The following is a 25,612-nucleotide window of genomic DNA, read 5'->3' as shown; positions in this document are numbered from 1 at the left end:
GCGGGCGGTCCAGCGCACATGCGGCACGTACTGCGCCGCATACGAGAAGTGTGGATTAACCGCCGCAAACGCCGGGGCGGCCGGGCGGAGGCGCGCCTCACGTGGGGTCGCGCCAGCGGTTCACGATCGGGTAACGGCGGTCGAGCCAGAACGCCCGTGGCGTCAGGCGCGCCCCCGGCGCCGACTGGAAGCGCTTATATTCGCTGATGTACACCAGATGCTCGACCCGCTTGGCCACCTCCCGGTCAAAGCCCGCGGCAACGCAATCGGCAATCGAGCCCTCGCCATCCACCAGGATCGTCAGGATCGCGTCCAGCTCGGGGTAGTCCGGCAGGCTGTCGCTGTCCTTCTGGTCCTCGCGCAGCTCGGCGCTTGGCGGCTTGTCGATCACGTTGGGGCGGATCACCTCCCCCGCCGGTCCCTTCATCCACGGCCGGTGGTTGGCGTTGCGCCAGCGGCAGGTCTCGAACACGCGGGTTTTGTAGAGATCCTTGATCGGATTATAGCCGCCGTTCATGTCGCCATAGATAGTGGCATAGCCGACTGCGACCTCGGACTTGTTGCCCGTGGTCAGCAGCATCTCGCCGAACTTGTTGGACATTGCCATGAGCAGCAGCCCGCGCAGGCGGGACTGGATGTTTTCCTCGGTGATATCCGCGCCGCGCCCCGCGAACAGCGGCGCGAGCGTGCTGGTGATCGCGGCGCGGCTTTCGCTGATCGGCACATAGTCGTAATGCACCCCGAGCGCCTTGGCCACGGCCTCGGCATCGTCCAGAGATTCCTGGCTGGTGTATTCCGAAGGCAGCATCACGCAGCGGACATTCTCGGCCCCCAGCGCATCCACCGCAATCGCGGCAACAATCGCCGAGTCCACCCCGCCCGACAGACCCAGCAAAGCCTTCTTGAAGCCGGTCTTTCCCATATAGTCGCGCAGGGACTCCACCATCACGCGGTAATCCTGCTCCCACTCGTCGGGCATATGCGCCTTTTCGCCCTCTTTCACGCGCCAGCCGTCATCGGTGCGGATAAGGTCTACGTGGGTGATGCATTCGTCGAAGACCGGCATCTGTACCGCCAGCGCGCCGCCGGGGTTCAGCACGAAGGAGCCACCGTCGAAGACCTGATCGTCCTGCCCGCCCACCATATTGAGGTAGATGACCGGCAGATGGGTCTCCACCGCTCGCGCCACGATCACGTTAAAGCGCACTTCCATCTTGTTGCGGAAATAGGGCGAGCCGTTGGGCACCAGCAGGAACTCAGCGCCAGTCTCAGCCAGTGTCTCGGCCACGTCTTCGTGCCAGCTGTCCTCGCAGATCGGCGAACCAATGCGCACACCGCCGATCGCGTAAGGTCCCCCCAGGGGGCCGGAGGCAAACAAGCGCATCTCGTCAAAGACGGTCTCGTTCGGCAGGTGGTGCTTGAGGCTGCGGGCCGCGATCTTGCCGTCCTTCAGGATCAGATAGGCATTGTAGAGCCGGCCGCCCTCTACCCAGGGGCTCCCGATCGCCAGCGCCGGGCCATCGGCGCAGTCGGCGGCTAGCTTCTGCACCTCGGCAATCGCGGACTGGTGGAACACCGGCTTTAACACCAGGTCCTGGGTGTTGTAGCCGGTGATGAACATCTCCGGCAGCGCCACCAGGCCCGCACCCGCAGCGCGCCCTTCCTCCCAGGCGGCCCGCGCCTTCGCGGCGTTGCCCGCCAGATCGCCCACGGTCGGATTGAGCTGGGCGAGGGTCACCCGGAAATGGTCTGCCATCTTGCCTTGGGCCTTCTGCAATTCGCTCCTACAGCCATTTACCAGATTGGCCGGCAAGGAAAAGACCACCCGGGCAAAAGACATTGCGGCTCCGGTCAGCGTGGCATAGTTTCCCCAGAAGCACCCTTTTCAGCGGCCGCACCATTCCCCCGGCAGGCAGAGGCTTCGATGACCCGTTTTGGCACCGCATTGGCATTCACTTCCCTCCTGGCGCTGGCCGCACCCGCGCTGGCGCAGGAACAGGACGGTAAGGTGATCACCACCCAGGACGAGATCGGCGGGGTCTACGAAGGCACCTTCAAGGGCGGGCTTCAGCACGGCACCGGGACCTATACGCTGCCGAGCGGCTATCAGTACACCGGTGAATGGGTAGAGGGCGAGATCCGCGGCCGCGGTGTAGCGCGCTTTCCCGACGGCTCGGTCTATGAGGGCGAATTTGCCCGCGGAAAGCCCGAGGGCATGGGCCGGATCACCTTTGCCGATGGCGGGACCTACGAGGGCCAGTGGAAAGATGGTGAAATCCACGGCGAGGGCATTGCGGTCTATGCTAACGGTGTGCGCTACGAGGGCGGCTTTGCCTCGGGCGAGCACCACGGCCAGGGCGTGATGGAGAACCCCAACGGCTATGTTTACGACGGCGCCTGGGTCAATGGGAGCAAGCAAGGTGAGGCCAAGGTCACCTACCCCGACGGCTCCACCTACGAAGGGGGCGTCGTGGACGGCCGGCTTGAGGGCCAGGGCAAGCTGGTGATGCCGGACGGACTGGTTTACGAGGGCGAATGGGCGGCCAACCAGATGCACGGCACCGGCAAGCTGGTGCAGCCGAACGGCGACATCTACGAAGGCACCCTGGCCGAGGGCCGCCGCGAGGGGCTGGGCAAGCAGACCCATGCCAACGGCGACGTCTACGAAGGCGAATTCGAGGACGATCTGCGCCACGGCACCGGCACTTTCACCAAGACCGATGGCTACAGCTACACCGGCGAATGGGCAAACGGCCAGATCGAGGGCAAGGGCAAGGCCACCTACCCCGACGGCTCGGTCTATGAGGGCGAATTCCGCGACGACCTCGCGGAAGGCCACGGCAAGATCACCTATCCCGACGGCTCCACCTACGAAGGCACTTGGGTCGCGGGGGTGATCGAGGGCGAAGGCACCGCCACCTACCCCAACGGCGTGGTCTACACCGGCGAATTCAAGAACGCCCGCAACCACGGCCAGGGCGTGATGACCTATACCGACGGCTACCGCTATGAGGGCGGCTGGCAGGACGGCCAGCGCCATGGCGAGGCCAAGGTGACCTATTCCGACGGCTCGGTCTACGTAGGCGAGTTTGCCAACAGCCAGCGCCACGGCCAGGGCCGGATCGAGATGCCGGACGGTTTCGTCTACGAAGGCGAATGGCAGGAAGGCAAGATCAGCGGCGAGGGTATTGCCACTTATGCGAATGGCGATGTTTACGAGGGCCATTTTGTGAACGGCAAGCGCCAGGGCCCGGGCACGATGAAATACGCCACCGGCCAGAAAACGGAAGGCACCTGGGAGAACGGCGCCCTGGTCCGCAAAGGCGCTGCTGCCCCGGAAAACGGCGCGGCAGAGGCAGGGGCAGAACAGCCCGGCAGCAACTGAGCCGCAGCCGCCTTCGGGCATATCTTCCTTCACCCCAAGCAGGGCGCGCGCGCCCGTGCCCGCACACCCGCGGGCTGCCGCCCGCAGGCCCGGAACGGCCTTGGACCGGGCGCCGCGCGTGCGCGCGGCGCCGAGCCGTTTGAGCCCTGCGGTCTGCCAAGCCGGTCCGGTGCGCCCGGCTGCGCAAGGGTGCTGGCCCGCGCTGCCCCGGCGTTCTAGACTTCCCGCCATGGCGCATTTCGAACAACTGGTTCTCTCCGGCGGGGGCTGCCGCTGTTTCTGGCAAGGCGGATTTCTGGATGTGGTACGGCACGCGCTGCCGCTGGCTCCGGCGCGCGTTGCGGGTGTCTCCGGAGGGGCGCTGACGCTTGCGGGGTTCCTCTCCGAACGCGGGCCACAGGTGCTGAAGGAGATGAAGGCCGCCTTCCGCCGCACCGGCAGCAACATCGACTGGCACGCCCGCGGCGCAGGCGGACTCACCCCGCACCAGCGGGTCTATGGCGAGGTGGTCACTGCGGTTGTCGACAAGGAGGCAATGCAGCGGATCGCCCGCGGCCCGCAGGCCCAGATCCTGCTCGGGCACCCGCCCTCCGGCCGCTGGGCGCGGCTGAGTGGCAGCCTGGCGGCGCTTGCCTATGAGGCGGAGCTGCATCTGGTTGGCTCGCCGCATTTCAACTGGGCGAAGCGATTGGGCGTCACTACCAGCCTTGTGGATGCGCGGGAAGCCGCGCGGCAGGGCACGCTGCCCGATCTCGTATGCCACGCCGCCACCATCCCACCGGTCTTCACCCCGCCGCGCTGGCTGGGCCGCGCGGTGATCGACGGCGGCATGGCGGATCAGGCGCCGATGCCGGAGCCGGACCGCGGGGCAACGCTGGTGGTGCTGACCCGCATCTACAAACGCTTGCCGCAGGCCGGCGGGCGGCTCTATGTCTGGCCCGAGGAGGACGTGCCCGCCGACAAGATCGATTTCACCGACCCGGAAAAAATTCAGGCCACTTGGGATGCCGGCCGTAAGGCGGGAGAAGCTTTCCTGCACCGAAGCGATATCAGGGATTACCCGGCATAGCGGCCTGTCTCAGCGCGAAATATTCCTTTACGGCTAAGCTGGGTCTCATTAATGTTCTTGTATTGTTCCATTTTTTTTTGGGGGGGGGGTGAACGATGCAAAAGGTTGCGCGCTGGTGCGACTGGCAGCGGCAGGGTCTGGAACACTGCGTCCTCACCGGGACGGCGGAAGGGCTGACGCTTGACGGCGTGGTGGCCGGATGCGACCCGGCGCTTTTTGGCGCGTACTACTGGGTGCGCACGGACGCGCAGTTCCACACGCGGGAGGTGCGGCTGTGCTTTACCGGCGGGCGCTGCCTGCACCTTGCATCGGACGGCCGGGGGCAATGGCAGGATGTGACCCGCGCCGCTGCCATTCCCGCTCTGGAAGGCTGTATCGACGTTGATATCGGCATCACGCCTGCGACCAATACGCTGCCGGTCCGCAGGCTGGGCCTCGCAGTCGGCGCAAGCGCCGAGATTCTTGCGGCTTTTGTGCCGCCGCCCGAGACCGGCGCGGGAGAGGCAGCACCCCGCATGACGCGTCAGCGCTACACCCGGCTGGACGAGACCCGCTACCGCTATGAAGGGCTGGAGAGCGGCTTCACCGCTGAAATCGAGGTGGATGCGGCGGGAATGGTGCTGGACTACCCTGGGGTATTCCGGCGGCTAGGCTGAGCTGCGGCCGGAGAAAGAAATGGCAACCTCCGCAGTCCCGCGGGAGAGCCTCCGATTTTATGGGCTGATCCAGTTCCGCATGTCCCCAGCGCGGGACAAGGCCGGGAGGCCGCCGCGCATCGCCGGCGCGCCCCCACGCGGCGGCGATTTGGCTAAGGCTGGGCGGTGCCCTCGCGAGGGTCAACGGTCTTGGCCGGGATAAACTGCCAGTCATATCGGTTGGGATCGCCTCCGCGCGCGCCGTCAATGCACGGCTTTGCGCCCGGTGCAGACGCGGGTGCCTTCGCCACGGCGAAACAACGCGATGGAAACCACCGAAGAAAAAACCGCCCCGGCGAACCGGGGCGGCCTCCGTGTCTTCACCTCAAGCGCCAGACGCTCAGGTGAATTTCTTGATCTCGCCCGTGCGCAGCCGCGACATGTAGCTGTCCAGCTCGCGCTTGACGATCGGCATCAGGAAATAGAGCGCGATGATGTTGACCACGGCCATCGCAAAGATCGCCGCATCGGAGAAGTCGATCACCGGGCCGAGGTTGGCGGCCGCTCCGATCACCACGAAGATGCAGAAGATCACCTTGAACACCAGCTCCTTGGTCTCACCTTCGCCGAACAGGAAGGTCCAGGCCTTCAGACCATAGTAGGACCAGCTGATCATGGTGGAGAAGGCAAACAGGATCACCGCGATCGCCAGCACGTACTGGAACCAGTCGAAGGCGGAGGAGAAGGCGGCCGAAGTCAGCGCCACACCCTTATTGCCGTCGATGGTCTGAAGCGTGCTCGCGCCCTCATCCAGCAGGTAGAGGCCGGTATTCGGGTCCTGCACCAGCTGACCGGTGATGATGATCACCAGCGCGGTCATGGTGCAGATCACCACGGTGTCGATGAACGGCTCCAGCAGCGACACGAAACCTTCGGTAATCGGCTCCTTGGTGCGCACGGCAGAGTGGGCGATCGCGGCCGAGCCGACGCCGGCCTCGTTGGAGAACGCCGCCCGCTTGAAGCCCTGGATCAGTGCGCCGACCATGCCGCCGGCCACGCCGAGCCCGGTAAAGGCACCGTCGAAGATCTGCCCGAAGGCCCAGCCGATCTTGTCGGCGTTCATCGCCAGGATCACCAGCGCCGCGGCCACATACATCACGCCCATGAAAGGCACGACCTTTTCTGTGACCCGCGCGATCGACTTCAGGCCGCCGACGATCACTGCAAACACGATAGCCGCGAACACCACGCCGGTGATCCAGCCCGGATATTCGCCAACGACGCTGGAAATCTGCGCGTGCGCCTGGTTGGCCTGGAACATGTTGCCGCCGCCCAGTGAGCCGAGGATGCAGAAGACCGAGAACATGACCGCAAGGACCTTGCCCATCGGCAGGCCGCGCTCGGCAAAACCCTTGGTCATGTAGTACATCGGCCCGCCGGAGACATGGCCGTCCGGGAACTCGTTGCGGTATTTGACGCCAAGCGTGCATTCGGTGAACTTCGAGGCCATGCCCATCAGGCCCGCGAGGATCATCCAGAAGGTCGCTCCCGGCCCGCCGATGCCGACGGCGACGGCCACACCCGCGATATTGCCAAGACCGACGGTGCCCGAAAGCGCGGTGGCAAGCGCCTGGAAGTGGCTGACTTCACCCGCGTCATTGGGGTCGGCGTAGTCGCCTTTCACCAGCGCGATCGAATGCGGGAACGCGCGGAACTGGATCAGACCGAAATAGACGGTGAAGACTGTCGCCGCGATCACCAGCCAGCCGACGATCCAGGGGAAGTCGGTGCCGGGGAAGGGGCTGAAGATCAGGTTGACGAACCAGCCGGTGGAATTTGCGAACAGCGCGTTGACCTGCTCGTCGATGGATTGCGCCATTGCCGGCATGGGTGCAGCCAGCAGTGCCGCCAGCGCGGCGGCGGAGATAGGAAATTTCATGACAGTCCCTCAGCTGCTGGATTTCATGGAACGATGGTAACCGGCACCGGAGCTGCCTGCGCGAGGCTGCCGGCAACCGAGCCGAACAGACGCGAGGACAATGCCGAATGGCCGGTGCGGCCGATGATCAGCTGCGAAGCCCCCGTGTCCTTCAGGATCGCGCACAGCGTTTCGGCGATATGGCCGTATTTCAGCACTGTGGTGACAGTGATTCCCGATCCCTCGAGGCTTTTGCGAACCGGCGCGAGCAGCGCGTCCTCGGCACGCTTCAGTTCATCCTCGCGGCGCTGGTGCCGGGCCTCGATCTCCTCCGGGGTCAGAAAGGAATATGGCGACCATTCAAGCACATGCGCGATGACCAGCTCGGCGTTCTGCGCCTTGGCCAGATCCGCGGCAAAGGCAAGCGCCGACTTCGCGGCGCGGCTGTCGTCATATCCCAGTAGGACTTTTTTGTGTGACACTCTCTTCCTCCTCTTGGAGGCGCTGGCACAGGCGGCCGCGCCCCGATCCGGACCTTCAAGGCGAAGACAGATTATTTTGCAAGCGTCAATTCGCCGCCGGGCCATCCCCTTGACAGGGGCCGCAGCGGGGCAGAAGTGGCTCCGTCTGCGGCCCCCCTGCCTGCCACTCTACCCCGAATCCGGCAAATTGTCTTTATCCCCGCAGGCTTGGCACCCCGCCGCACCGGTTCCCGGGCCCGCGCGGAACGTCCGGCGCACCCGAACGCACGGCAGCAAGAAATTTCTTCCCATTCGCATTTGCCTCTGTATAAATCACCCCCATGAGCAGACGCGCAGAAATTCCCGCTACCCATGCCGCCTTCCGCGGGACGGCTTTCTGCGCCCTACTGATCCTAGCCCGCCTCTGAGCGTGCCGGTCTGGCGCGCCCGCTCAGAGGATTGCTGCTCGCGCGCCAACAGGCAAAGACCACCCCCCACGTCCCGCACTCCGCAGATGCAGCCCGCCGCGGCGCAATCCCGCAGGGTTCAGGACCAACCGGCTCAGGACAGAAACGAAAGATATCAGCCATGACCAAAGCATTCCCCACTTCCGGCGGCAGCGACCGCGTATTGATTTTCGACACCACCCTGCGCGACGGCGAGCAGAGCCCCGGCGCCACGATGACCCATGAAGAAAAGCTGGAGATCGCCGGCCTCCTCGATGAGATGGGCGTGGACATCATCGAAGCAGGCTTCCCGATCGCCTCCGAAGGCGACTTCCGCGCGGTGTCGGAGATTGCCGAGAGGTCGCAGAACGCGGTGATCTGCGGGCTCGCGCGCGCCAACCTCAAGGACATCGACCGCTGCGCCGAAGCCGTGCGCAAGGCCGCGCGGCCGCGCATCCACACCTTCATCGGCACTTCGCCCCTGCACCGCGCCATCCCGCACCTGACGATGGACGAGATGGCCGACAAGATCCACGAGACCGTCACCCACGCCCGCAACCTGGTCGAGGACGTGCAGTGGTCGCCGATGGACGCGACCCGGACCGAGTGGGACTACCTCTGCCGGGTGATCGAGATCGCGATCAAGGCGGGCGCGACCACCATCAACATCCCCGATACCGTGGGCTACACCGCGCCTATGGAATCCGCCGAGCTGATCAAACGGCTCATCGAGACAGTTCCGGGCGCCGACGAAGTGGTCTTTGCCACCCACTGCCACAACGACCTCGGCATGGCGACGGCGAACGCGCTGGCGGCTGTGGCAGGCGGCGCGCGGCAGATTGAATGCACCATCAACGGGCTGGGCGAGCGCGCGGGCAACACCGCGCTGGAAGAGGTGGTGATGGCGCTGAAGGTGCGCAACGACATCATGCCCTGGTCGACCGGCATCGACACCACCAAGCTGATGCACATCTCCCGCCGCGTCTCCACCGTCTCGGGCTTCCCGGTGCAGTTCAACAAGGCGATCGTCGGCAAGAACGCCTTTGCGCATGAGTCCGGCATCCACCAGGACGGCATGCTGAAAAACAAGGAAACCTTCGAGATCATGCGCCCCGAGGATGTCGGCCTCTCCGGCACCTCGCTGCCCTTGGGCAAGCACTCGGGCCGCGCGGCGCTGCGCGACAAGCTGGAGCACCTCGGCTACGAGGTGGGCGACAACCAGCTGAAGGACGTCTTTGTGCGCTTCAAGGAGCTCGCCGACCGCAAGAAGGAAGTCTTTGACGACGACATCATCGCGCTGATGCGTTCGGGCGAGGATGCCGAGAACGATCATTTGCAGGTGGTCTCGATGAAAGTGGTCTGCGGCACCGGCGGCCCGGCCGAAGCCACCATCGAAATGGAGATTGACGGCAAGGATGTTTCCGCCACCGAAACCGGCGACGGGCCGGTGGATGCCACCTTCAAGGCAATCCGCGCGATCTATCCTAACGCGGCGCATCTGCAGCTTTATCAGGTGCATGCGGTGACCGAAGGTACCGACGCGCAGGCCACTGTCTCCGTACGGCTGGAGGAAGACGGCATCATCGCCACCGGCCAATCTGCCAACACCGACACGGTGGTCGCCTCGGCCAAGGCCTATGTGAACGCGCTGAACCGCCTGATCGTGCGCCGCGGCAAATTCGGGGAGGGCGCGGACGCCAGGGAGGTCTCTTACAAGGATCTCGCCTAAGCGGCCGCACAGGCCCCGCTGCAGCCCGCTGCTCCAGCGGGCTGCCCCCGGCTTTGCCGCGAAAACGCGCAGTCAGGGCGTTACGGCTTTCACACGATGCCTGCTTTGCGCACCCCTTCGGCAAAGTGCTCTGCGTCCTCACGGCGGCCGTAATGAAGCCCGGCCAGCAAGGCTGGAACGTCCGCCTCCGGAGCCAGCGCACGCACCTCGGCCGCGTAGGCAGCCGCCTTTTCCTCGTCCCCGGCCCAGGCGTGGCAGGCCGCCACAATCGCCGCCTGCACCGCGTCCAGCGAAGGCAAGCGCATGAAATCGGAAATGGCCTCGTCGTAACGCCGGGCCGTGAAATGCGCTTTGCCCAGGTGGCTCCAGAACCGGGCTGGGAAATGCGGGTTCAGACGCATTGCTTTGCGGATCCATTCCGCGCCCTCCTCCGGCTGCCCCGTCCAAGTCAGCAATTCGCCCATCTGCACCACCGACAGGTCGTAATTCGGGTTCAGTGCCAGCGCCCGTTCCTGGTGATATTGCGCCCTGTCGAGATCGTTGCGGACGATGCTGAGGGCCGCCATCAGCCGGTGCACATCAGCGTCGTTGTCATCCAGAGCCGCAGCCTTCTCGATCGCTTCTCCGGCCAGCGCCAGCATCGCGTCCCGGTCTTCGCACCACCCGCAACCCCAAGCCTGGCCGCGGATGCAGCCGCGCCAGGCATGAGCGTGTGCGAATTCGGGATCCAGCTCGATCGCCCGGTCAATCAGCTTCATCGCTTCCGCATTGTCCTCGCGGGTGCAGCGGTGATGGAGCACCTTCGCCGCCAGCACGCATTCATAGGCTGCAAAGCTGGACGGGGCTTTCCTGTACAGTTCCACCTGCTGTGACGCTTCGATTCGCCCGGGCAGTGTTGCAACGATGGAGGACGTCACTTCGTCCTGGATAGCAAAAATGTCATCCAGATCGCGGTCGTACTTTTCCGCCCAAATGTGGGAATCGTTGCGGCTGTCAATCAGCTGAACACTCACCCGCAGCCGCCTCCCTGCTCGTCGCACACTGCCTTCGACGATGTACCGCGCTCCCAGCTTTTCGGCCACCTCGCGCAGATTTACGGCCTGCCCCTTATATACGAACGTGGAGTTCCGGGAGATCACGAACAGTTCGTGGCGGCGGGCCAGTTCAGTCAGAATATCTTCGGTCAGGCCGTCGGCGAAGAACTCCTGCTCAGGATCGCCGCTCAAATTCGCAAACGGCAGGACGGCGATCGATGGTTTGACAGCCCCTCCCGGGAGAGCGCCAGCCGCCTCGGCGTCCGGCCCGCCCGGGTCCGTTTCAGCCTCCTTCCCGCGAAGCAGCCGGTAAACCCGGACGGGCGCGGATATGTTCTTCAGGGATTGCTCGCCCAAATCCTCAAACCGCATCGCGCCTTGGCTGCGCACTTGCTGATAGACAGCGTCAGATACACAAACCTCACCAGCCCCTGCGAACTGCTCCAGCCGGGCAGCGATGTTAACACCGCTGCCAAAAATATCTCCCTGCTCGAACATTATGTCGCCGAGGTTAATCCCGATCCGGAATTGGATACGACGATCGGCCGGCACCCCGGCATTGCGGTGCAGCATCTGCTCCTGAATTGCGGCTGCACATGCCACCGCCTCACACACGCTGTGAAACTCGGCCAGCAAGCCGTCGCCGGCAGTCTTTATAATGCTTCCATGGTGAGTGGCGATCGCCGGATCAATCAGTTCGATGCGGCAGGTGCGCAGACGCGCAAGGGTCCCTTGCTCGTCAGCTTCCATCAGCCGGCTGTAGCCTGCCATGTCAGCCGCCAGCACAGCGGCCAGCCTCCGTTCCATCTGACTCTCCTCCATCAGCCTAAAGCTAGTATGGCCTCGGGGGAAGTCTACGCCGCCTGGATGGGCTGCCCGCCGGTCAGCCTGGCCCGAAAAGCCGGCTGATGCGCGCGGCTTCTTCACCGGCGCCAAAGGGGGCGTTCACCACGAACATGCCCGATCCCACCATCCGGTGGCCCGCCCGAACCGGCGGGAAGCGCACTTCGTGGCGCAGAGCGCCGGGCAGAGCCTGCGCGTCCAGCGCCGCCAGCATTTCCTTGTGCGCGCCGCCGGTCAGGATCGGATACCAGAGCGCGATCACGCCCACGTTCCACTTCCGGTGCAGCTTGCCGATGATCCCCGGGATACGGGCATAGTCCGCCTTCACCTCGTAGCTCGGGTCGATCAGGCAGAGACCGCGGCGCGGCGTGGGCGGCGCAAGCGACAGCGCCAGCTCGAACCCGTCCTGCCTGTGCGCCTTTGCCTTGTAGGGCGCAAGCGCCTCCGCAAGCGCAGCGTATTCCCGCGGGTGCAGCTCCGCAAAATGCATGGAATCGCCGGGCCGCAGCAGCTCGGCCGCGATCAGCGGCGAGCCGGGGTAGGCCGCGCGCCCGTGCCGTGCCCGGACCGAGGCGATCGCGCGGTGCAGCGGGTGGCCGGCGTCCAGCGCCTGCGCCTGCAACAGCCGGGTGATGCCCGCCTCTGCCTCGCCGGTCTGCACCGCCTCGGGCGCGTCGAGATGGTAGAGCCCGCGGCCGGCGTGCGTCTCGATATAGCTGAGCGGTTTGTCCTTTCGGGTCAGATAGCCGAGGATCCACGCCAGCAGCGCGTGCTTCTGCACATCGGCCAGGTTTCCGGCGTGGTAGATATGTTGATAGGACAGCATGGCCCTCCCCTAGCCGCATTCGCTGCCAGGCGGAAGAGGCCGCAGCGCCGCGGTAAACGGAATCGCAACCCCCCCCGTGCAAGTCTGCCCGCACCCCCGCCGGCAGAAAGCAGGTCCCGATGCCCCTCAGAACGAGCACCCAAGCCCTCCCCCCGGCTACCCTCCCCCTGTTCGGCCTGTGCCTGGGGCTGCTTTCACTGGCAGCGCCGGGCACAGGCCGGGCCGGTGCCTATTCGCTGGTCGGCAACGGGGTCTTCCTGCACCAGGCCTCCACACCCAGCCCGGGGGCCGATGCCCCGGCGGCCGGAACCCGGACGCCCGGCGCGCTGGCTCAGCCCAACACCAGCCTGCTGCCTGATACTGTGCCCGGTGCCGGAACGGGCCGCGGCGCGGTGGCGCTGCGCCCCGGGGCGAACAGCCTGTTCCGCGGCCGCGGCAGCGGCGGCCTGTTTGCGCGCGCCCCCGCCGCGCCGGCGGACGCACAGCAGCTGATGACACTGATCGCCAGTGCCGAGGCCGGCCATGCGGGATATGACGCGGTGCAATACGGCGCCACCCGCCGCCCCGCCCGCAAACCCACCGAAATGACCATCGGCGAGATCTATGCCTGGATCGACGCCACCCCCGGCCAGCCGCACGCCATCGGCCGTTACCAGCTGATCCCGGCGACCCTGCGCCGCCTGGTGCGCCACCAGGGTGTGAGCCGCGGGGCCCGTTTCACGCCTCAGCTGCAGGACCAGCTGGCGCATCAGCTCCTGGAGGAAGCGGGCTACAGCGACTTCCTGCAAGGGGACATGGGCCGCAAGACCTTCATGCACAACCTGGCCAAGATCTGGGCAGGCCTGCCAACGTCCAGCGGCAAATCCTACTACCACGGCTATGCTGGCAACCAAGCGACGCTGACCTGGGCCCGCTTCGACGCGGAGATGAAGCGGATTTTTTCGGGCTGAGTATACGCTTGGCCGCCGCGCCTTGCCTATAACCCCAAACACACGTGCCCGGAGCGCGGCGCGGCGCTTGGCGGAAAGGCGCTGTTTCACCATAATACGCCCTTTCGCGGCCCTCCGGGGGCGCATATAAGGTTGGGGACTCCAGCGCAGGCGGAGTCGGTACGGTAAAAAACGGCAGAACTCACAGGATCCCGGCTTAATGGCGCTTTTCGGAAATTTAGGCGGTCTGTTCACTTCGGACATGGCCATCGACCTCGGTACGGCGAACACGCTGGTCTATGTGAAGGGCCGCGGCGTGATCCTGTCCGAGCCTTCCGTGGTTGCCTATCACGTCAAGGACGGCGTCAAGAAGGTGCTGGCCGTGGGCGAGGACGCCAAGCTGATGCTGGGCCGCACCCCCGGCTCGATCGAAGCGATCCGGCCGATGCGCGAAGGCGTGATCGCCGACTTCGACACCGCCGAGGAGATGATCAAGCACTTCATCCGCAAGGTGCACAAGCGCTCGACCTTCTCCAAGCCCAAGATCATCGTCTGCGTGCCGCATGGAGCCACCCCGGTTGAAAAGCGCGCGATCCGCCAGTCGGTGCTGTCCGCGGGCGCGCGCCGCGCCGGGCTGATTGCCGAGCCGATTGCCGCGGCCATCGGGGCCGGCATGCCGATCACCGACCCGACCGGTAACATGGTCGTCGATATCGGCGGCGGCACCACCGAGGTGGCCGTCCTGTCGCTGGGCGATATCGTCTACGCCCGTTCGGTCCGCGTCGGCGGCGACCGCATGGACGAGGCGATCATCTCCTACCTGCGGCGCCAGCAGAACCTGCTGGTCGGGGAAGCAACCGCCGAACGCATCAAGACCTCCATCGGCACCGCGCGGATGCCCGATGACGGCCGCGGCCAGTCGATGCAGATCCGCGGGCGCGACCTGCTGAACGGCGTGCCGAAGGAGATCGAGATTTCCCAGGCCCAAGTGGCCGAGGCGCTGGCCGAACCGGTGCAGCAGATCTGCGAGGCAGTGATGACCGCGCTTGAAACCACCCCGCCGGATCTCGCCGCCGACATCGTCGACCGCGGCGTGATGCTGACCGGCGGCGGAGCGCTCCTCGGCGACCTCGACTTGGCCCTGCGCGAACAGACCGGACTGGCCGTCTCGATTGCCGATGAAAGCCTCAACTGCGTGGCGCTTGGCACCGGCAAGGCGCTGGAATACGAAAAGCAGCTTGCGCACGCGATCGACTACGATAGCTAAGGACTGAGGCGGCCGTGCGCCGCCTTGCCGACCGCCGGAAGGAGTCCCGTGGCAAAAGACCGCTCTCAGCGCGACGACTATACCGCTCCGCTGCGGCGTCTGCTGCTGGCGGTGCTGTGCCTGTGCCTGGCTGCGGTCTTCATCATCTGGCGGATCGACAGCCCGCGGGTTGAGCGTTTCCGGGCGCAAGTGGCTGACCGCGTCGTGCCGAACATGGAATGGGCGATGGTGCCCGTCACCGCCACCATCAACCTCTGGCGCGACTTCCAGAGCTACCAGCGCCTGGCCGAGCAGAACCGCGAGCTGCGCAGCGAGTTGCGGCAGATGCGGGCCTGGAAGGAGGCCGCACTGCAGCTGGAGCAGGAAAACGCCCGGCTCTTGGACCTCAACAATGTGCGGCTGGACCCGCAGCTGACCTACATCACCGGCGTGGTGATGGCCGACAGCGGCTCGCCCTTCCGCCAGTCGGTGCTCCTGAACGTGGGTGCCCGCGACGGGGTGCATGACGGCTGGGCGGCAATGGACGGGATCGGGCTTGTGGGCCGCATTTCCGGCACCGGGCGCAACACCTCGCGGGTGATCCTGCTGACAGACGCCGCAAGCGCCGTCCCCGCCACCATCCAGCCCTCGGGGCAGACCGCGCTGGTCTCCGGCGACAACAGCGCCGCTCCGGTGCTGAGCTTCCTCGAGAACCCCGACCAGGTGCGCCCCGGTGACCGGGTGGTGACCTCGGGCGACGGCTCCGTCTTCCCGGCGGGTCTCCTGATCGGCCAGGTCGCCAAAGACCGCTCCGGCCGGATGCGGGTGCGGCTGTCGGCTGACTACGGCCGGCTCGAATACCTGCGGATCCTGCGCCACCACGGCACTGAAGTGATCGAAGACCCGGGCGCACTGGTCGGCCCCGCTCCGGGCGACCCGGTGCCGCAGGCGCGGCCTGAAAGCCTGGGTGCAGGAACCGGCGCGGAAACCGGCGTGGACAGCGGGGAGGAGGCCGCCACCAATGGCTAACCCCGCCCCCGCAAGGACCTGGGCCATGCGTGCCGCGTTCCCGGCGCTGGCGCTGGTGATCATTTTTTTCCACCTCCTGCCGCTGGCGACCGAACCGCGCCGCTGGGCGCCGCCGGATCTTCTGCTGGCGCTGGCGATGGTCTGGTCGCTTCGGCGGCCGGACTATGTGCCTGCGCTGTCGATCGCGCTGGTGATGCTGCTGGCGGACCTGCTGTTCCAGCGCCCGCCCGGGCTTCTGGCGCTGCTCACGGTCTTGGGCTGCGAGCTGCTGAAGGCGCGCGCCGCGCCGCAGCGGGATTCGACCTTTGCGGGCGAGTGGCTGGCGGTGGCGCTGGTGCTCACGGGCATCGCCACACTTGAGCGCCTGACGCTGGCGCTGTTCAGCGTGCCGCGCGCGCCGGTGAGCCTCTCGGTTATCCAGACGGTGATGACCGTCCTCGCCTACCCGGCCGTGGTATGGTTCAGCCAGAGCGTGATGGGGGTGCGCAAGCTGTCGCCCGCCGAAGCCGAAACCCTGGGAGCCCGCTGATGCGCCGCAGCCCGAAGGATACCGACGCCTCGCACCGCAAGATGACGCGCCGCGCACTGCTTCTGGGCGGCTTGCAGCTGGGCTTTGCCGGCGGGCTGGCAGCCCGGATGCGCTATCTGCAGGTCGATCAGGCGGACGAATTCCGCCTGCTGGCCGAGGAGAACCGCATCAACATCCGCCTCCTGCCGCCTGCGCGGGGCGAGATTTTCGACCGCAACGGGCGGATCATCGCGCAGAACTCGCCGTCCTACCGGATAACAGTGGTACCAGAGGACGCAGGCGACGTTGAGGAGGTGATTGCCCGGCTCGCCAAGCTCTTGCCGCTTGATCCCGAGGATCTGGAGCGCGCCCGGGCGGAAATGCGTCGCTCGCCGCCCTTCCTGCCGATAACGCTGGCGGACCGGATCGGCTGGCAGGATATCTCCAAGGTCGCGGTGAACGCGCCCGCCCTGCCGGGCATCACGCCGGAGGTTGGCCTGACCCGCGTCTATCCGCAGATGGAGGATTTTGCCCATGTGATCGGCTACGTCGGCCCGGTCTCCGACTACGATCTGTCGAAGATGAAAGACCCGGAGCCGATCCTGCGCATCCCGCGCTTCCAAATCGGCAAAGTCGGCTTCGAAGCCCGGCGCGAGGACGTGCTGCGCGGCAAGGCTGGCGCAAAGCGGGTGGAGGTCAACGCCACCGGCCGGGTGATGCGCGAGCTGGATCGGCAAGAGGGTGTCGCGGGGGCCGACATGCAGCTCACCATCGATGCGGAACTGCAAGCCTACGTGCAGGCGCGGCTCGGAAAGGAAAGTGCCGCCGCGGTGGTAATCGATTGCGAGAAGGGCGACGTGCGCGCGATCTGCTCATCGCCCAGTTTCGACCCCAACCTGTTTGTACGCGGCATTTCGGTCGCTGATTACCGGATGCTGACCGGGGACCCCTACCGCCCGCTCGCCAACAAGACGGTGCAGGGCACCTACCCGCCCGGCTCCACCTTCAAGATGATCACCGCGCTTGCCGCGCTGGAGGCCGGGCTGATCGGGCCGGAGGATACCGTCTGGTGCCCCGGCCACCTGGAGGTCTCCGGCCGCCGCTTCCACTGCTGGAAGCGGTCGGGCCACGGGCATGTCGATCTCAATACCTCGCTGAAGCGCTCATGCGACGTCTATTACTACGATGTCGCCATCAAGGTCGGCATCGACAAGATTTCCGAAATGGCCAATCGCTTCGGCCTTGGCATCCGCCACGACCTGCCGATGTCGGCGGTGGCGCAAGGGCTTACTCCGACCAAGGAATGGAAACGGCGCTCCTACGGTCAGGACTGGCTGGTCGGCGACACCGTGAACGTCTCCATCGGCCAGGGCTACATGCTGGCTTCGCCCCTTCAGCTTGCGGTGATGTCGGCACGCATTGCCACCGGCCGCAGCGTGACGCCGCGGCTGTTGAAGTCGATCGACGGGGTGGAGCAGCCGGATGGCGCGGGCGAGCCGCTGGGCATCAGCGAGAACAACCTGCGCATGGTGCGCCGGGGCATGTACGCGGTCAGCAACGACCGCCGCGGTACCGCCTACCGCTCACGCGTCCTCCCCGAAGACATGCACATGGCTGGCAAGACCGGCACCAGCCAGGTCCGCAACATCACCGCCGCCGAACGCGCGGCCGGTGTCATCCGCAACGAGGACCTGCCCTGGGAGCGCCGCGACCACGCGCTGTTTGTCTGCTTCGCCCCCTACGACAACCCGAAATACGCGGTTGCGGTGGTCGTCGAGCACGGCGGCGGCGGCTCAACTGCGGCCGCGCCGGTGGCGCGCGACGTGCTCCTGCAGGCGCTCTACAACGGCACCCCGCCGCTCGAAGCCTATCCCAAGGCCGACCGCAGCCGTATTAAGGCGCAACAGGAACGTCTGGAGCGCGAGCGCGAGGAGCGCCGCCGGGAAGACAGCGCGAGGTCCAAGGCATGAGTTACCTGGCCTATCACGCCAAATCGATGCCAACCGGCCTGCGCAAGATCCTCTACCTGAACTGGGGGCTGACGCTGCTGCTGGTGACGGTGGCGGGCGTCGGCTTCCTGATGCTCTACTCGGTGGCGGGCGGCTCGTTTACGCCATGGGTCGAGCCGCAGGTGAAGCGCTTTGCCGTAGGCATGGCGGGGATGCTCTTCGTGGCAATGGTCCCGATCTGGTTTTGGCGCAATATCTCGGCAGCAGCCTATCTGGTTTCGGTGATGCTCCTGGTGGCGGTGGAGCTGTTCGGCACTGTCGGCATGGGTGCACAGCGCTGGATCGACCTTGGCTTCATGCGGCTGCAGCCCTCCGAGATGACCAAGATCACCCTGGTGATGCTGCTTGCCGCCTATTACGACTGGCTGCCCTCGGAGCGCGCCTCACGGCCGCTCTGGGTGCTGATCCCGGTGGCGCTGATCCTGCTGCCCACCGCGCTGGTCCTGAAACAGCCCGACCTCGGCACCTCGATCCTCCTGATGGCGGCCGGCGGGGGGGTGATGTTTCTGGCAGGCGTGCACTGGGCCTATTTCGCCGCGGTGATCGCCGCGGGCGTGGGCCTGGTCTCCGCCGTGTTCCAAAGCCGCGGAACCGAGTGGCAGCTCTTGAAAGACTACCAGTTCCGCCGCATCGACACATTCCTCGACCCCTCCCAGGACCCGCTCGGCGCGGGCTACCACATTACCCAGTCGAAGATCGCCCTCGGCTCCGGCGGCTGGTCGGGGCGCGGCTTCATGCAGGGAACGCAGTCACGGCTGAACTTCCTGCCGGAAAAACACACTGACTTCATCTTCACCACCCTCGCGGAGGAGTTCGGCTTCATCGGCGGCTTCACCCTGCTCGGCATCTACATGCTGATCATCGCCTTCTGCATCGCTACAGCAATTGCCACCAAGGACCGTTTCTCCTCGCTGGTCACCATGGGCATCGCGATCACATTCTTCCTGTTCTTTGCGGTGAACATGTCGATGGTCATGGGGCTGGCGCCGGTGGTGGGCGTGCCGCTGCCGATGGTTTCCTACGGCGGCTCGGCGATGCTGGTGCTGCTCGGCGCCTTCGGCCTGGTGCAGAGCGCTCATATCCACCGCCCGCGCCAGTCTTCACGCTAAGGAGCGCATATGACCGTCAACGTTCTCTTCGCAGGCCGCCCCGATGCCTGGCCCGCTTACCAGCCTCTGCTCAAAGCCGAACTCAGCCGGCGCGGAGTGGAAGCCGAACTGCGCGACCGTTTCGCACCGGAAGATGTCGACTACATCGTCTACGCCCCGAACGGCCCGGTCAGCGATTTCACTCCCTTTACGCGGCTGAAGGCCGTGCTGAGCCTCTGGGCCGGCGTAGAGCGCATTGTCACCAACAAAAGCCTCACGGTGCCGCTCACCCGGATGGCCGACAGCGGGCTGCAGGAGGGGATGACGGAATGGGTCGCGGGCCACGTGCTGCGCTATCATCTGGGGATGGACGCGCAGATCCGAGGCCTGAACGGCCGCTGGCACCGCCACGTGCCGCCACTCGCGCGCGGCCGCAAGGTGACCGTACTGGGCCTCGGCGCCCTCGGCGCGGCCGCCGCCCGCACGCTCGCCATCCTGGGCTTCAATGTCACCGGCTGGAGCCGCAGCCTAAAAGAAATCGACGGCATCACCTGCCATTCCGGCCCCGAAGGTCTGCGGGCCGCGCTTTCCGAAGCCGGGATCCTGGTTCTGCTGCTGCCGGACACGCCCGCGACCGAGAACATTCTCAACGCCGAAACACTCGCCTGGCTGCCCCGCGGCGCCCGCATCCTCAACCCGGGCCGCGGCACGCTGATCGACGATGCAGCCCTGTTGGAGGCGCTCGACAGCGGCCAGGTCGGCCACGCCACGCTCGACGTCTTCCGCACCGAGCCGCTGCCCGCCGCGCATCCCTACTGGCAGCACCCGAATGTGACCGTGACGCCGCATATCGCCTCGGAAACCCGGGAAGGCACCGCGGCCGAGCTGATCGCAGAGAACATCCGCCGCAATGAGGCGGGCGAGCCGCTACTGCACCTCGTCGACCGCGCGCGCGGCTACTGAGGCGGGGGCCTAGCCCCCCTGCGCCTTGCGGCGCATTCCCCCCAGGGTATTTCCGGCCAGAAAGTGGAACTCCTGCCACTTTCTGACCAGCAAATACCCCCGCCGGAGGCAGCGCCCGCGAGGGCGCTTCTTCAGCCTGCGGCCAGCCCGCGGCCCTTCAGCAGCGCCTCCACGCCAGGCAGGCGGCCGCGGAAGGCGGTGTAGAGTTCGGCCGGATCGCGCGAACCGCCCGCGGACAGGATGTGCTCTTCCAGCGCTTGGGCGCGTTCGGCATCGAAGGGGCCGCCCGCTTCCTTGAAGGCGGCGAAGGCGTCCGCGTCCATCACCTCGGACCACATGTAGCTGTAGTAGCCCGAGGAATAGCCGTCGCCGGAAAAGACATGCGCGAAATGCGGTGTCGCGTGGCGCATGGTGATCGCATGGGGCATGCCGATTTCCTCCAGCACCCGGGCCTGTTCCGCGATCGGATCGGCGGGTGCCGCGCCGTCGTGGAAGGCGAGATCCACCAGCGCCGAGGCCACGTATTCCACGGTCTGGAAGCCCATGTCGAAATTGGCCGCTCCCAGCACCTTCTGCAGCAGCGCTTCCGGCATCGGCTTCCCGGTCTCCGCATGGGTCGCAAACTCCTGCAGCACTTCCGGCACCTCCAGCCAGTGCTCGTACAGCTGGCTCGGCAGTTCCACGAAGTCGCGCGCCACCGAGGTGCCCGAGATGCTGTCATAGGTCACATCCGACAGGATCTGGTGCAGGGCGTGGCCGAACTCGTGGAACAGCGTGCGCGCATCGTCCCAGGACAAGAGCGCCGGGTCGCCCTTGGCGAAGTTGCAGACGTTGATCACCACCGGGGTCTGCCGTTCAGGGTGTTTGGCTTGGCTGCGCATCGCCGAGCACCAGGCGCCGGAGCGCTTCGAGCCGCGGGCGAAATAGTCGCCGATGAAGACCGCGAGGTGCTCGCCATCGCGCGTCACCTCCCAGGCGCGGCAATCGGGGTGGTAGAGCGGGATGTCCAGCGGCTTGAACGCCAGCCCGAAGAGGCGGGTGGCGCAGTCGAAGGCGGCCTCAATCATCCGGTCCAGCTGCAGGTATGGTTTCAGCTCCGCTTCGTCGAGATCGTGCTCTGCCTTGCGCCGCTTGGCCGCGTAGTAGCGCCAGTCCCAGGGTTCCAGATCGCCGTTGATGCCATCGGCATGCATCATCTCTGTCAGCACCGCGGCATCCGCTTCGGCGCGCGCCTTGGCCGGGCCCCAGACCTCCATCAGGAGGCCGCGCACCGCCTCGGGCGTCTTGGCCATTTCGGTTTCCAGCTTGTATGCCGCGAAGCTCTCGTAGCCGAGCAGTTTTGCGCGCTCCTCGCGAAGCTGCAGGATCTCGGCGGCGATGGCGCGATTATCGGTCTCCCCGCCCCCGGCGCCGCGGGCGGCCCAGGCGGTGAAGGCTTTTTCCCGCAGGTCGCGGCGGGGCGAAAACTGCAGAAAGGGCACGATCAGCGAGCGCGACAGCGTGATGACCGGGCCACCGGCGCCCTTCTCCTCGCCTGCCGCGCGGGCTGAACGGACAACAAAATCCGGCAGCCCTTCGAGGTCCGCCTCGGAGAGCGGCAGCATCCACTCCCGCTCATCCGCCAGGAGATTCTGAGTGAACTGGGTGCCCAGTGCGGCCAGCCGTCCCTTGATCTCCTGCATGCGGGCGTCCTCGGCCCCTTCCAGCGCCGCCCCCCCGCGCACGAAGCCACGGTGGGTCAGCATCAGCACCCGCTGCTGTTCTTCTGTCAGCTCCAGCTCTTCGCGCTGTTCCCAGACCGCCTTCACCCGCGCATAAAGCGCCTTGTTCGCGGTGATTGCGGAGAAATGCGCCGCCAGCCGGGGCGAGAACTCGCGCTGCAGTTCCTGCCGCTTGGGGTTGCTGTCGGCGCCGGCCACGGCGAAGAAGACCGACAGCACCTGCTCCAGCTCACGGCACGGCGTCTCCAGCGCGCCGATCACGTTGCCGAAGTCCGGCGGCGCCGGGTTGCTGGCGATTGCGGCAATCTGTTCGTTGTGGGCCTTCAGCGCGCTGTCCAGCGCGGGGGCGAAATCCTCGTCGGAAATTTCCGCGAAGGGCGCGATATCGAAGGGCGTGTCCCAACGGGACAGAAGCGGGTTGGACATGGGCTGTTCTCCTTTGCGGGCGACGCTAGCGGCAAAGCCAGAGGGCTGCAATTGCGCTGCCAGATTGGAATGGGGTTACCGGGCCTCGCCGCGTGGCGGGCATCGGCCGCTCAGCCGCCCGCCCCCAAACCGCTTGCCAGAACTGCCGGGATTATCCAAATCGGGACCCCGGCCGCATTTGCCGCGCGGGCAATACGCCACTCAAAACGGCCCATCTTGCCGTCAGTGTCTATCAGCGCGATGACCGGTGCCTTGCCGGTAACCTCCGCTGCGAACAGTGCCTGCTGGAGACTGTCCAGGTTGCTGCGTTTGTCGAGACCGAACTCGATGACGCGGTTTCCGGTTACGCAGTCCATCCGGATCGACACCTTGCCGCCGGGATAGGTGAAGGAATGGGCCGTCTCTGGCTGGCCGCCGAACAGGGCGCTGCACAGCACCGCAATGAAGTAGGCTTCGTTCACGGACCGGTCTCGTCAGGACACCGTTTTGCTTCCGCAGGCCGGGCAGTCGCCGCGCCGGGAGAGCCGGATTTTCCGGGTCTCGCCATAGAGCCCGTCGTAGATCAGCATTTCCCCGCGCAACACGGCTCCGGCGCCGGTGATCTGCTTTATCGCCTCGACCGCCATCATCGAGCCCACCACGCCCGGAAGCGGACCGATTACGCCTGCCTCGGCACAGCTGGGCGCGAGGCCCGGTGCCGGCGCTTCGGGGAAGATGCATTGGTAACAGGGGCCGCCCTGGGCCGGGTGAAACACGCTCAGCTGGCCTTCCCATTGCGACAGCGCGCCGGAGATCAGCGGCCTGCCCAGTTTCACGGCGGTTCGGTTTGCCAGGTAACGGGTAGCGAAGTTGTCGGTGCCGTCGAGGATAAGGTCGTAGTCCGTAAAGAGCTCCTCCGCGATCTCTTCGGTCAGACGGCGGTGATAGGGGCGCACGGTGACATATGGGTTCTGCGCCAGCATCGCGGCCTGGGCGGAGAACACCTTGGGCATGCCGATATCGGCATCGCGGTGGATCACCTGGCGCTGCAGGTTGGCGTTTTCCACGGTGTCGAAGTCGATCACTCCGATGGTGCCGGTGCCAGCAGCGGCGAGATATTGCAGAGCGGGCGCGCCCAGGCCTCCGGCCCCGATCACCAGCACGCGGGCCGCCTTCAGCTTTTTCTGTCCCGCTCCGCCCACCTCGCGCAACACGATGTGGCGGGCATAGCGGTCCAGCTCGGTCTCAGTGAAAGCCGCCTGGCCGGCCTGCGCCGCGGCCTCCGCTTCGTCCTCCTGCGCGCGCGCCTTGAGCCCGGCAACAACGCGGCCGTAAAGCGCGGCCAGACCGCCGAAGCCTGCCAGCATCAGCCAAGGCGCGGCAGAGCCGCCGGTCGCCTCGCGCAGAGGGCTGCCTGCGGGCAGGGTAAACTGCATTGCGATCACCGCGGCAAACAGCAGCGCCAGCAGCGCCAGCCGCAGAGGCTGCTCCAGCCCGGCCAAACGTCCGCCCCACCAGATCAGCCCGGCAATGCCCAGAACCGCAAGCATCAGCCGGTCCCGGTGGAGCCGAAGCCGCCGCTGCCGCGGGCGGTCTCGCTCAGGTCCCCGGCCAGCTCGAAGCGGGCCCGCAAGACCGGCGCCACCACCATCTGCGCGATCCGGGCCCCATGGGTGATGGTAAAGCTTTCCTGGCCTGCGTTCATGACGATGACGCCCAGCGGGCCGCGGTAGTCGCTATCGATGGTTCCGGGCGTGTTGGGCAAGGTGATCCCATGCTTCAGCGCCAGACCGGAGCGCGGGCGGAGCTGCACCTCGTAGCCCTCGGGAATCTCGATCCGCAGGCCGGTGGGCACCAGTGCGCGGGCGCCGGGCGCGAGCCGGATCGCGCCGCGGTCCGGCAGGTTGGCCCGGATGTCGGCACCCGCGGCGCCCGCGGTCTCGTAAGACGGCAAGGGTACGCTTTGGTCGGCGCCTTCGTCGTGGATCAGCCTGATGGTGACCATGACTGCTCCTCCGTCATCTTGCCCCAAGTACTCATTGCGCACCTGTCAGCGCCGCCGCGATCCGTTCCGCCAGCCGGCGCGCCACCGCATCCTTGCCCATGCGCGGCCATTCCTCGGCGCCCTGCTCCGAGATCAGCGTCACCGCGTTCTCGCTGCCGCCCATGATGCCGGTCGCGGGCGAGACGTCGTTGGCAACGATCCAGTCACAGCCCTTGCGCAGCCGCTTGGCGGTGGCGTTCTCGACCACGTCGTTGGTCTCGGCGGCAAAGCCCACCACCAGTGGCGGACGGCCCTGGTCCAGGCGCGACACGGTTTTCAGAATGTCGGGGTTCTCGGCGAACGCCAGCGCGGGCAGGCCGTCCTTGGATTTCTTCAGCTTCCGGTCCGAGGCACCTTCCACACGCCAATCTGCGACTGCGGCGGCAAAGACGCCAGCATCGGCGGGCAGCGCCGCCGCGACCGCCTCCGCCATCTCGCGCGCGGTTTCCACCGCCACCACCTGCACGCCCTCGGGGGGCCGGACCGCTGCCGGGCCCGTGATGAACACCACCTCCGCGCCCAGATCGCGCAGAGCACGGGCCACCGCCGCCCCCTGCGCCCCCGAGGAGCGGTTGGCGATGTATCGCACCGGGTCGATCGGCTCATGCGTGGGGCCGGAGGTGACGAGGATGCGCTTGCCTTTGAGCGGCCCGCCGGCGAGCCGGGCGGCGATGGCTGCGACGATCTCGTCGGGCTCCGCCATGCGGCCGGGGCCGTATTCGCCGCAGGCCATGCTGCCCTCGTTTGGGCCCACGGTGGAGACGCCGTCCGCGGTCAGAGTGCCGAGGTTGCGCTGCGTGGCCGGGTGGTTCCACATCCGAACGTTCATCGCGGGCGCGAGAAGCACCGGCGTGTCCGTCGCGAGCAGCAGGGTCGAGGCGAGATCGTTGGCGTGGCCTTGCGCCATCTTTGCCATCAGATCGGCGGTAGCCGGCGCCACCACCAGCAGGTCGGCGCTGCGGGAGAGCTGAATGTGCCCCATTTCCGCCTCGGCGGTGAGGTCGAAGAGATCGCGATGCACCGCAGTCCCCGCCAGAGCGGAAACCGACAGGGGCGTCACGAATTCCTCGCCGGCGCGGGTCAGCACCGGTGTCACCCGGGCACCCTGATCCTGCAGCCGGCGGATCAATTCCAGCGACTTGTAGGCCGCAATGCCGCCGCCGATGATCAGAAGAATATGCTTGCCAGTCAGCATCTGCGCGTCCCTGCCGTTGCCCCGGCGCTGACTGTACCGCGCAAGGCGGCGGGAGGAAACGCCTTTTCCCGGCGAGCACCAGCCCCGGACGGCGTGAGACGCAGGCGAAGCGCTCCCTCCCCCGCAGGC

At 66.4% G+C, this 25,612-nt stretch carries 21 protein-coding genes; 11 read left to right on the top strand and 10 right to left on the bottom strand.

Features of this window, described 5'->3' with window-relative positions; translation table 11 throughout:
• Positions 1–97 precede the first annotated feature (97 nt).
• Complete coding sequence (locus ACOHWE_RS09225) at positions 98–1,756, bottom strand: NAD+ synthase (RefSeq protein ID WP_420665841.1); 1,659 nt, start codon at positions 1,754–1,756, stop codon at positions 98–100.
• A gap of 168 nt (positions 1,757–1,924) precedes the next feature.
• Between ACOHWE_RS09225 and ACOHWE_RS09220 the strand changes: the two genes are divergently transcribed.
• The 3 genes from ACOHWE_RS09220 (at position 1,925) to ACOHWE_RS09210 (ending at position 5,110) form a co-directional block, all read left to right on the top strand.
• Positions 1,925–3,385, top strand: coding sequence for an MORN repeat-containing protein (locus tag ACOHWE_RS09220; RefSeq protein WP_420665840.1), 1,461 nt, complete (start codon positions 1,925–1,927; stop codon positions 3,383–3,385).
• 229 nt (positions 3,386–3,614) lie between these two features.
• Positions 3,615–4,454 (top strand): patatin-like phospholipase family protein, encoded by an 840-nt coding sequence (locus ACOHWE_RS09215; protein ID WP_420665839.1) that lies wholly within the window; start codon positions 3,615–3,617, stop codon positions 4,452–4,454.
• A gap of 95 nt (positions 4,455–4,549) precedes the next feature.
• Positions 4,550–5,110 carry a putative glycolipid-binding domain-containing protein gene (locus tag ACOHWE_RS09210; RefSeq protein ID WP_420665838.1) on the top strand — a complete coding sequence of 187 codons (561 nt, stop codon included), beginning with the start codon at positions 4,550–4,552 and terminating at the stop codon, positions 5,108–5,110.
• A gap of 379 nt (positions 5,111–5,489) precedes the next feature.
• Here ACOHWE_RS09210 and ACOHWE_RS09205 read toward each other — a convergent pair whose 3' ends face one another.
• The gene (locus ACOHWE_RS09205; protein ID WP_420665837.1) at positions 5,490–7,028 is read right to left on the bottom strand and encodes an alanine/glycine:cation symporter family protein; all 1,539 of its coding nucleotides are present in this window, start codon (positions 7,026–7,028) and stop codon (positions 5,490–5,492) included.
• Between the two features lie 23 nt (positions 7,029–7,051).
• Positions 7,052–7,489, bottom strand: a complete 438-nt coding sequence (locus ACOHWE_RS09200; protein WP_420665836.1) for a universal stress protein — start codon at positions 7,487–7,489, stop codon at positions 7,052–7,054.
• 567 nt (positions 7,490–8,056) lie between these two features.
• Between ACOHWE_RS09200 and ACOHWE_RS09195 the strand changes: the two genes are divergently transcribed.
• Positions 8,057–9,643: a 2-isopropylmalate synthase gene (locus ACOHWE_RS09195; protein ID WP_420665834.1), complete on the top strand. Its 1,587-nt coding sequence runs from the start codon at positions 8,057–8,059 to the stop codon at positions 9,641–9,643.
• An 89-nt stretch (positions 9,644–9,732) separates the two neighbouring features.
• Here ACOHWE_RS09195 and ACOHWE_RS09190 read toward each other — a convergent pair whose 3' ends face one another.
• Together ACOHWE_RS09190 and rlmJ are read right to left on the bottom strand one after the other, a co-directional pair.
• Complete coding sequence (locus ACOHWE_RS09190; protein WP_420665832.1) at positions 9,733–11,484, bottom strand: adenylate/guanylate cyclase domain-containing protein; 1,752 nt, start codon at positions 11,482–11,484, stop codon at positions 9,733–9,735.
• A 76-nt stretch (positions 11,485–11,560) separates the two neighbouring features.
• The gene (rlmJ, locus tag ACOHWE_RS09185; RefSeq protein WP_420665830.1) at positions 11,561–12,346 is read right to left on the bottom strand and encodes a 23S rRNA (adenine(2030)-N(6))-methyltransferase RlmJ; all 786 of its coding nucleotides are present in this window, start codon (positions 12,344–12,346) and stop codon (positions 11,561–11,563) included.
• A gap of 119 nt (positions 12,347–12,465) precedes the next feature.
• Here rlmJ and ACOHWE_RS09180 point away from each other — a divergent pair, with 119 nt between their 5' ends.
• The 7 genes from ACOHWE_RS09180 (at position 12,466) to ACOHWE_RS09150 (ending at position 20,118) form a co-directional block, all read left to right on the top strand.
• Positions 12,466–13,296 (top strand): hypothetical protein, encoded by an 831-nt coding sequence (locus ACOHWE_RS09180; protein ID WP_420665829.1) that lies wholly within the window; start codon positions 12,466–12,468, stop codon positions 13,294–13,296.
• 199 nt (positions 13,297–13,495) lie between these two features.
• The gene (locus ACOHWE_RS09175) at positions 13,496–14,542 is read left to right on the top strand and encodes a rod shape-determining protein (RefSeq protein ID WP_420665828.1); all 1,047 of its coding nucleotides are present in this window, start codon (positions 13,496–13,498) and stop codon (positions 14,540–14,542) included.
• A gap of 48 nt (positions 14,543–14,590) precedes the next feature.
• Positions 14,591–15,550 carry a rod shape-determining protein MreC gene (mreC, locus tag ACOHWE_RS09170; protein WP_420665826.1) on the top strand — a complete coding sequence of 320 codons (960 nt, stop codon included), beginning with the start codon at positions 14,591–14,593 and terminating at the stop codon, positions 15,548–15,550.
• Positions 15,543–16,079: a rod shape-determining protein MreD gene (locus ACOHWE_RS09165; protein WP_420665824.1), complete on the top strand. Its 537-nt coding sequence runs from the start codon at positions 15,543–15,545 to the stop codon at positions 16,077–16,079. Before mreC ends, ACOHWE_RS09165 begins: the two co-directional genes overlap by 8 nt.
• Positions 16,079–18,028, top strand: a complete 1,950-nt coding sequence (mrdA, locus tag ACOHWE_RS09160) for a penicillin-binding protein 2 (RefSeq protein ID WP_420665822.1) — start codon at positions 16,079–16,081, stop codon at positions 18,026–18,028. Before ACOHWE_RS09165 ends, mrdA begins: the two co-directional genes overlap by 1 nt.
• Positions 18,025–19,176, top strand: coding sequence for a rod shape-determining protein RodA (rodA, locus tag ACOHWE_RS09155; protein WP_420665821.1), 1,152 nt, complete (start codon positions 18,025–18,027; stop codon positions 19,174–19,176). The genes mrdA and rodA overlap by 4 nt, the downstream gene beginning before the upstream one ends.
• Before the next feature lie 9 nt (positions 19,177–19,185).
• Positions 19,186–20,118, top strand: coding sequence for a 2-hydroxyacid dehydrogenase (locus ACOHWE_RS09150; protein ID WP_420665820.1), 933 nt, complete (start codon positions 19,186–19,188; stop codon positions 20,116–20,118).
• Positions 20,119–20,249: 131 nt separating this feature from the next.
• Here ACOHWE_RS09150 and ACOHWE_RS09145 read toward each other — a convergent pair whose 3' ends face one another.
• From ACOHWE_RS09145 to coaBC, 5 genes are all read right to left on the bottom strand, one after another.
• Positions 20,250–22,265 carry a M3 family metallopeptidase gene (locus ACOHWE_RS09145; protein WP_420665819.1) on the bottom strand — a complete coding sequence of 672 codons (2,016 nt, stop codon included), beginning with the start codon at positions 22,263–22,265 and terminating at the stop codon, positions 20,250–20,252.
• Between the two features lie 110 nt (positions 22,266–22,375).
• Entirely contained in the window at positions 22,376–22,726 is a 351-nt protein-coding gene (locus tag ACOHWE_RS09140; RefSeq protein WP_420665818.1) for a hypothetical protein, read from the bottom strand.
• A gap of 12 nt (positions 22,727–22,738) precedes the next feature.
• Positions 22,739–23,794 (bottom strand): HesA/MoeB/ThiF family protein, encoded by a 1,056-nt coding sequence (locus ACOHWE_RS09135; protein WP_420665816.1) that lies wholly within the window; start codon positions 23,792–23,794, stop codon positions 22,739–22,741.
• Positions 23,794–24,249 carry a dUTP diphosphatase gene (dut, locus tag ACOHWE_RS09130; RefSeq protein ID WP_420665814.1) on the bottom strand — a complete coding sequence of 152 codons (456 nt, stop codon included), beginning with the start codon at positions 24,247–24,249 and terminating at the stop codon, positions 23,794–23,796. The genes ACOHWE_RS09135 and dut overlap by 1 nt, the downstream gene beginning before the upstream one ends.
• Before the next feature lie 31 nt (positions 24,250–24,280).
• The gene (gene coaBC, locus ACOHWE_RS09125; RefSeq protein WP_420665812.1) at positions 24,281–25,483 is read right to left on the bottom strand and encodes a bifunctional phosphopantothenoylcysteine decarboxylase/phosphopantothenate--cysteine ligase CoaBC; all 1,203 of its coding nucleotides are present in this window, start codon (positions 25,481–25,483) and stop codon (positions 24,281–24,283) included.
• Positions 25,484–25,612: the final 129 nt, after the last annotated feature.

Origin of the sequence: Cribrihabitans neustonicus (assembly GCF_048820895.1) — a bacterium.
Taxonomy (GTDB): domain Bacteria; phylum Pseudomonadota; class Alphaproteobacteria; order Rhodobacterales; family Rhodobacteraceae; genus Cribrihabitans_A; species Cribrihabitans_A neustonicus.
The sequence above is the reverse complement of the archived record's forward strand: the minus strand, read 5'-3'. Positions and strand labels throughout refer to the sequence as shown.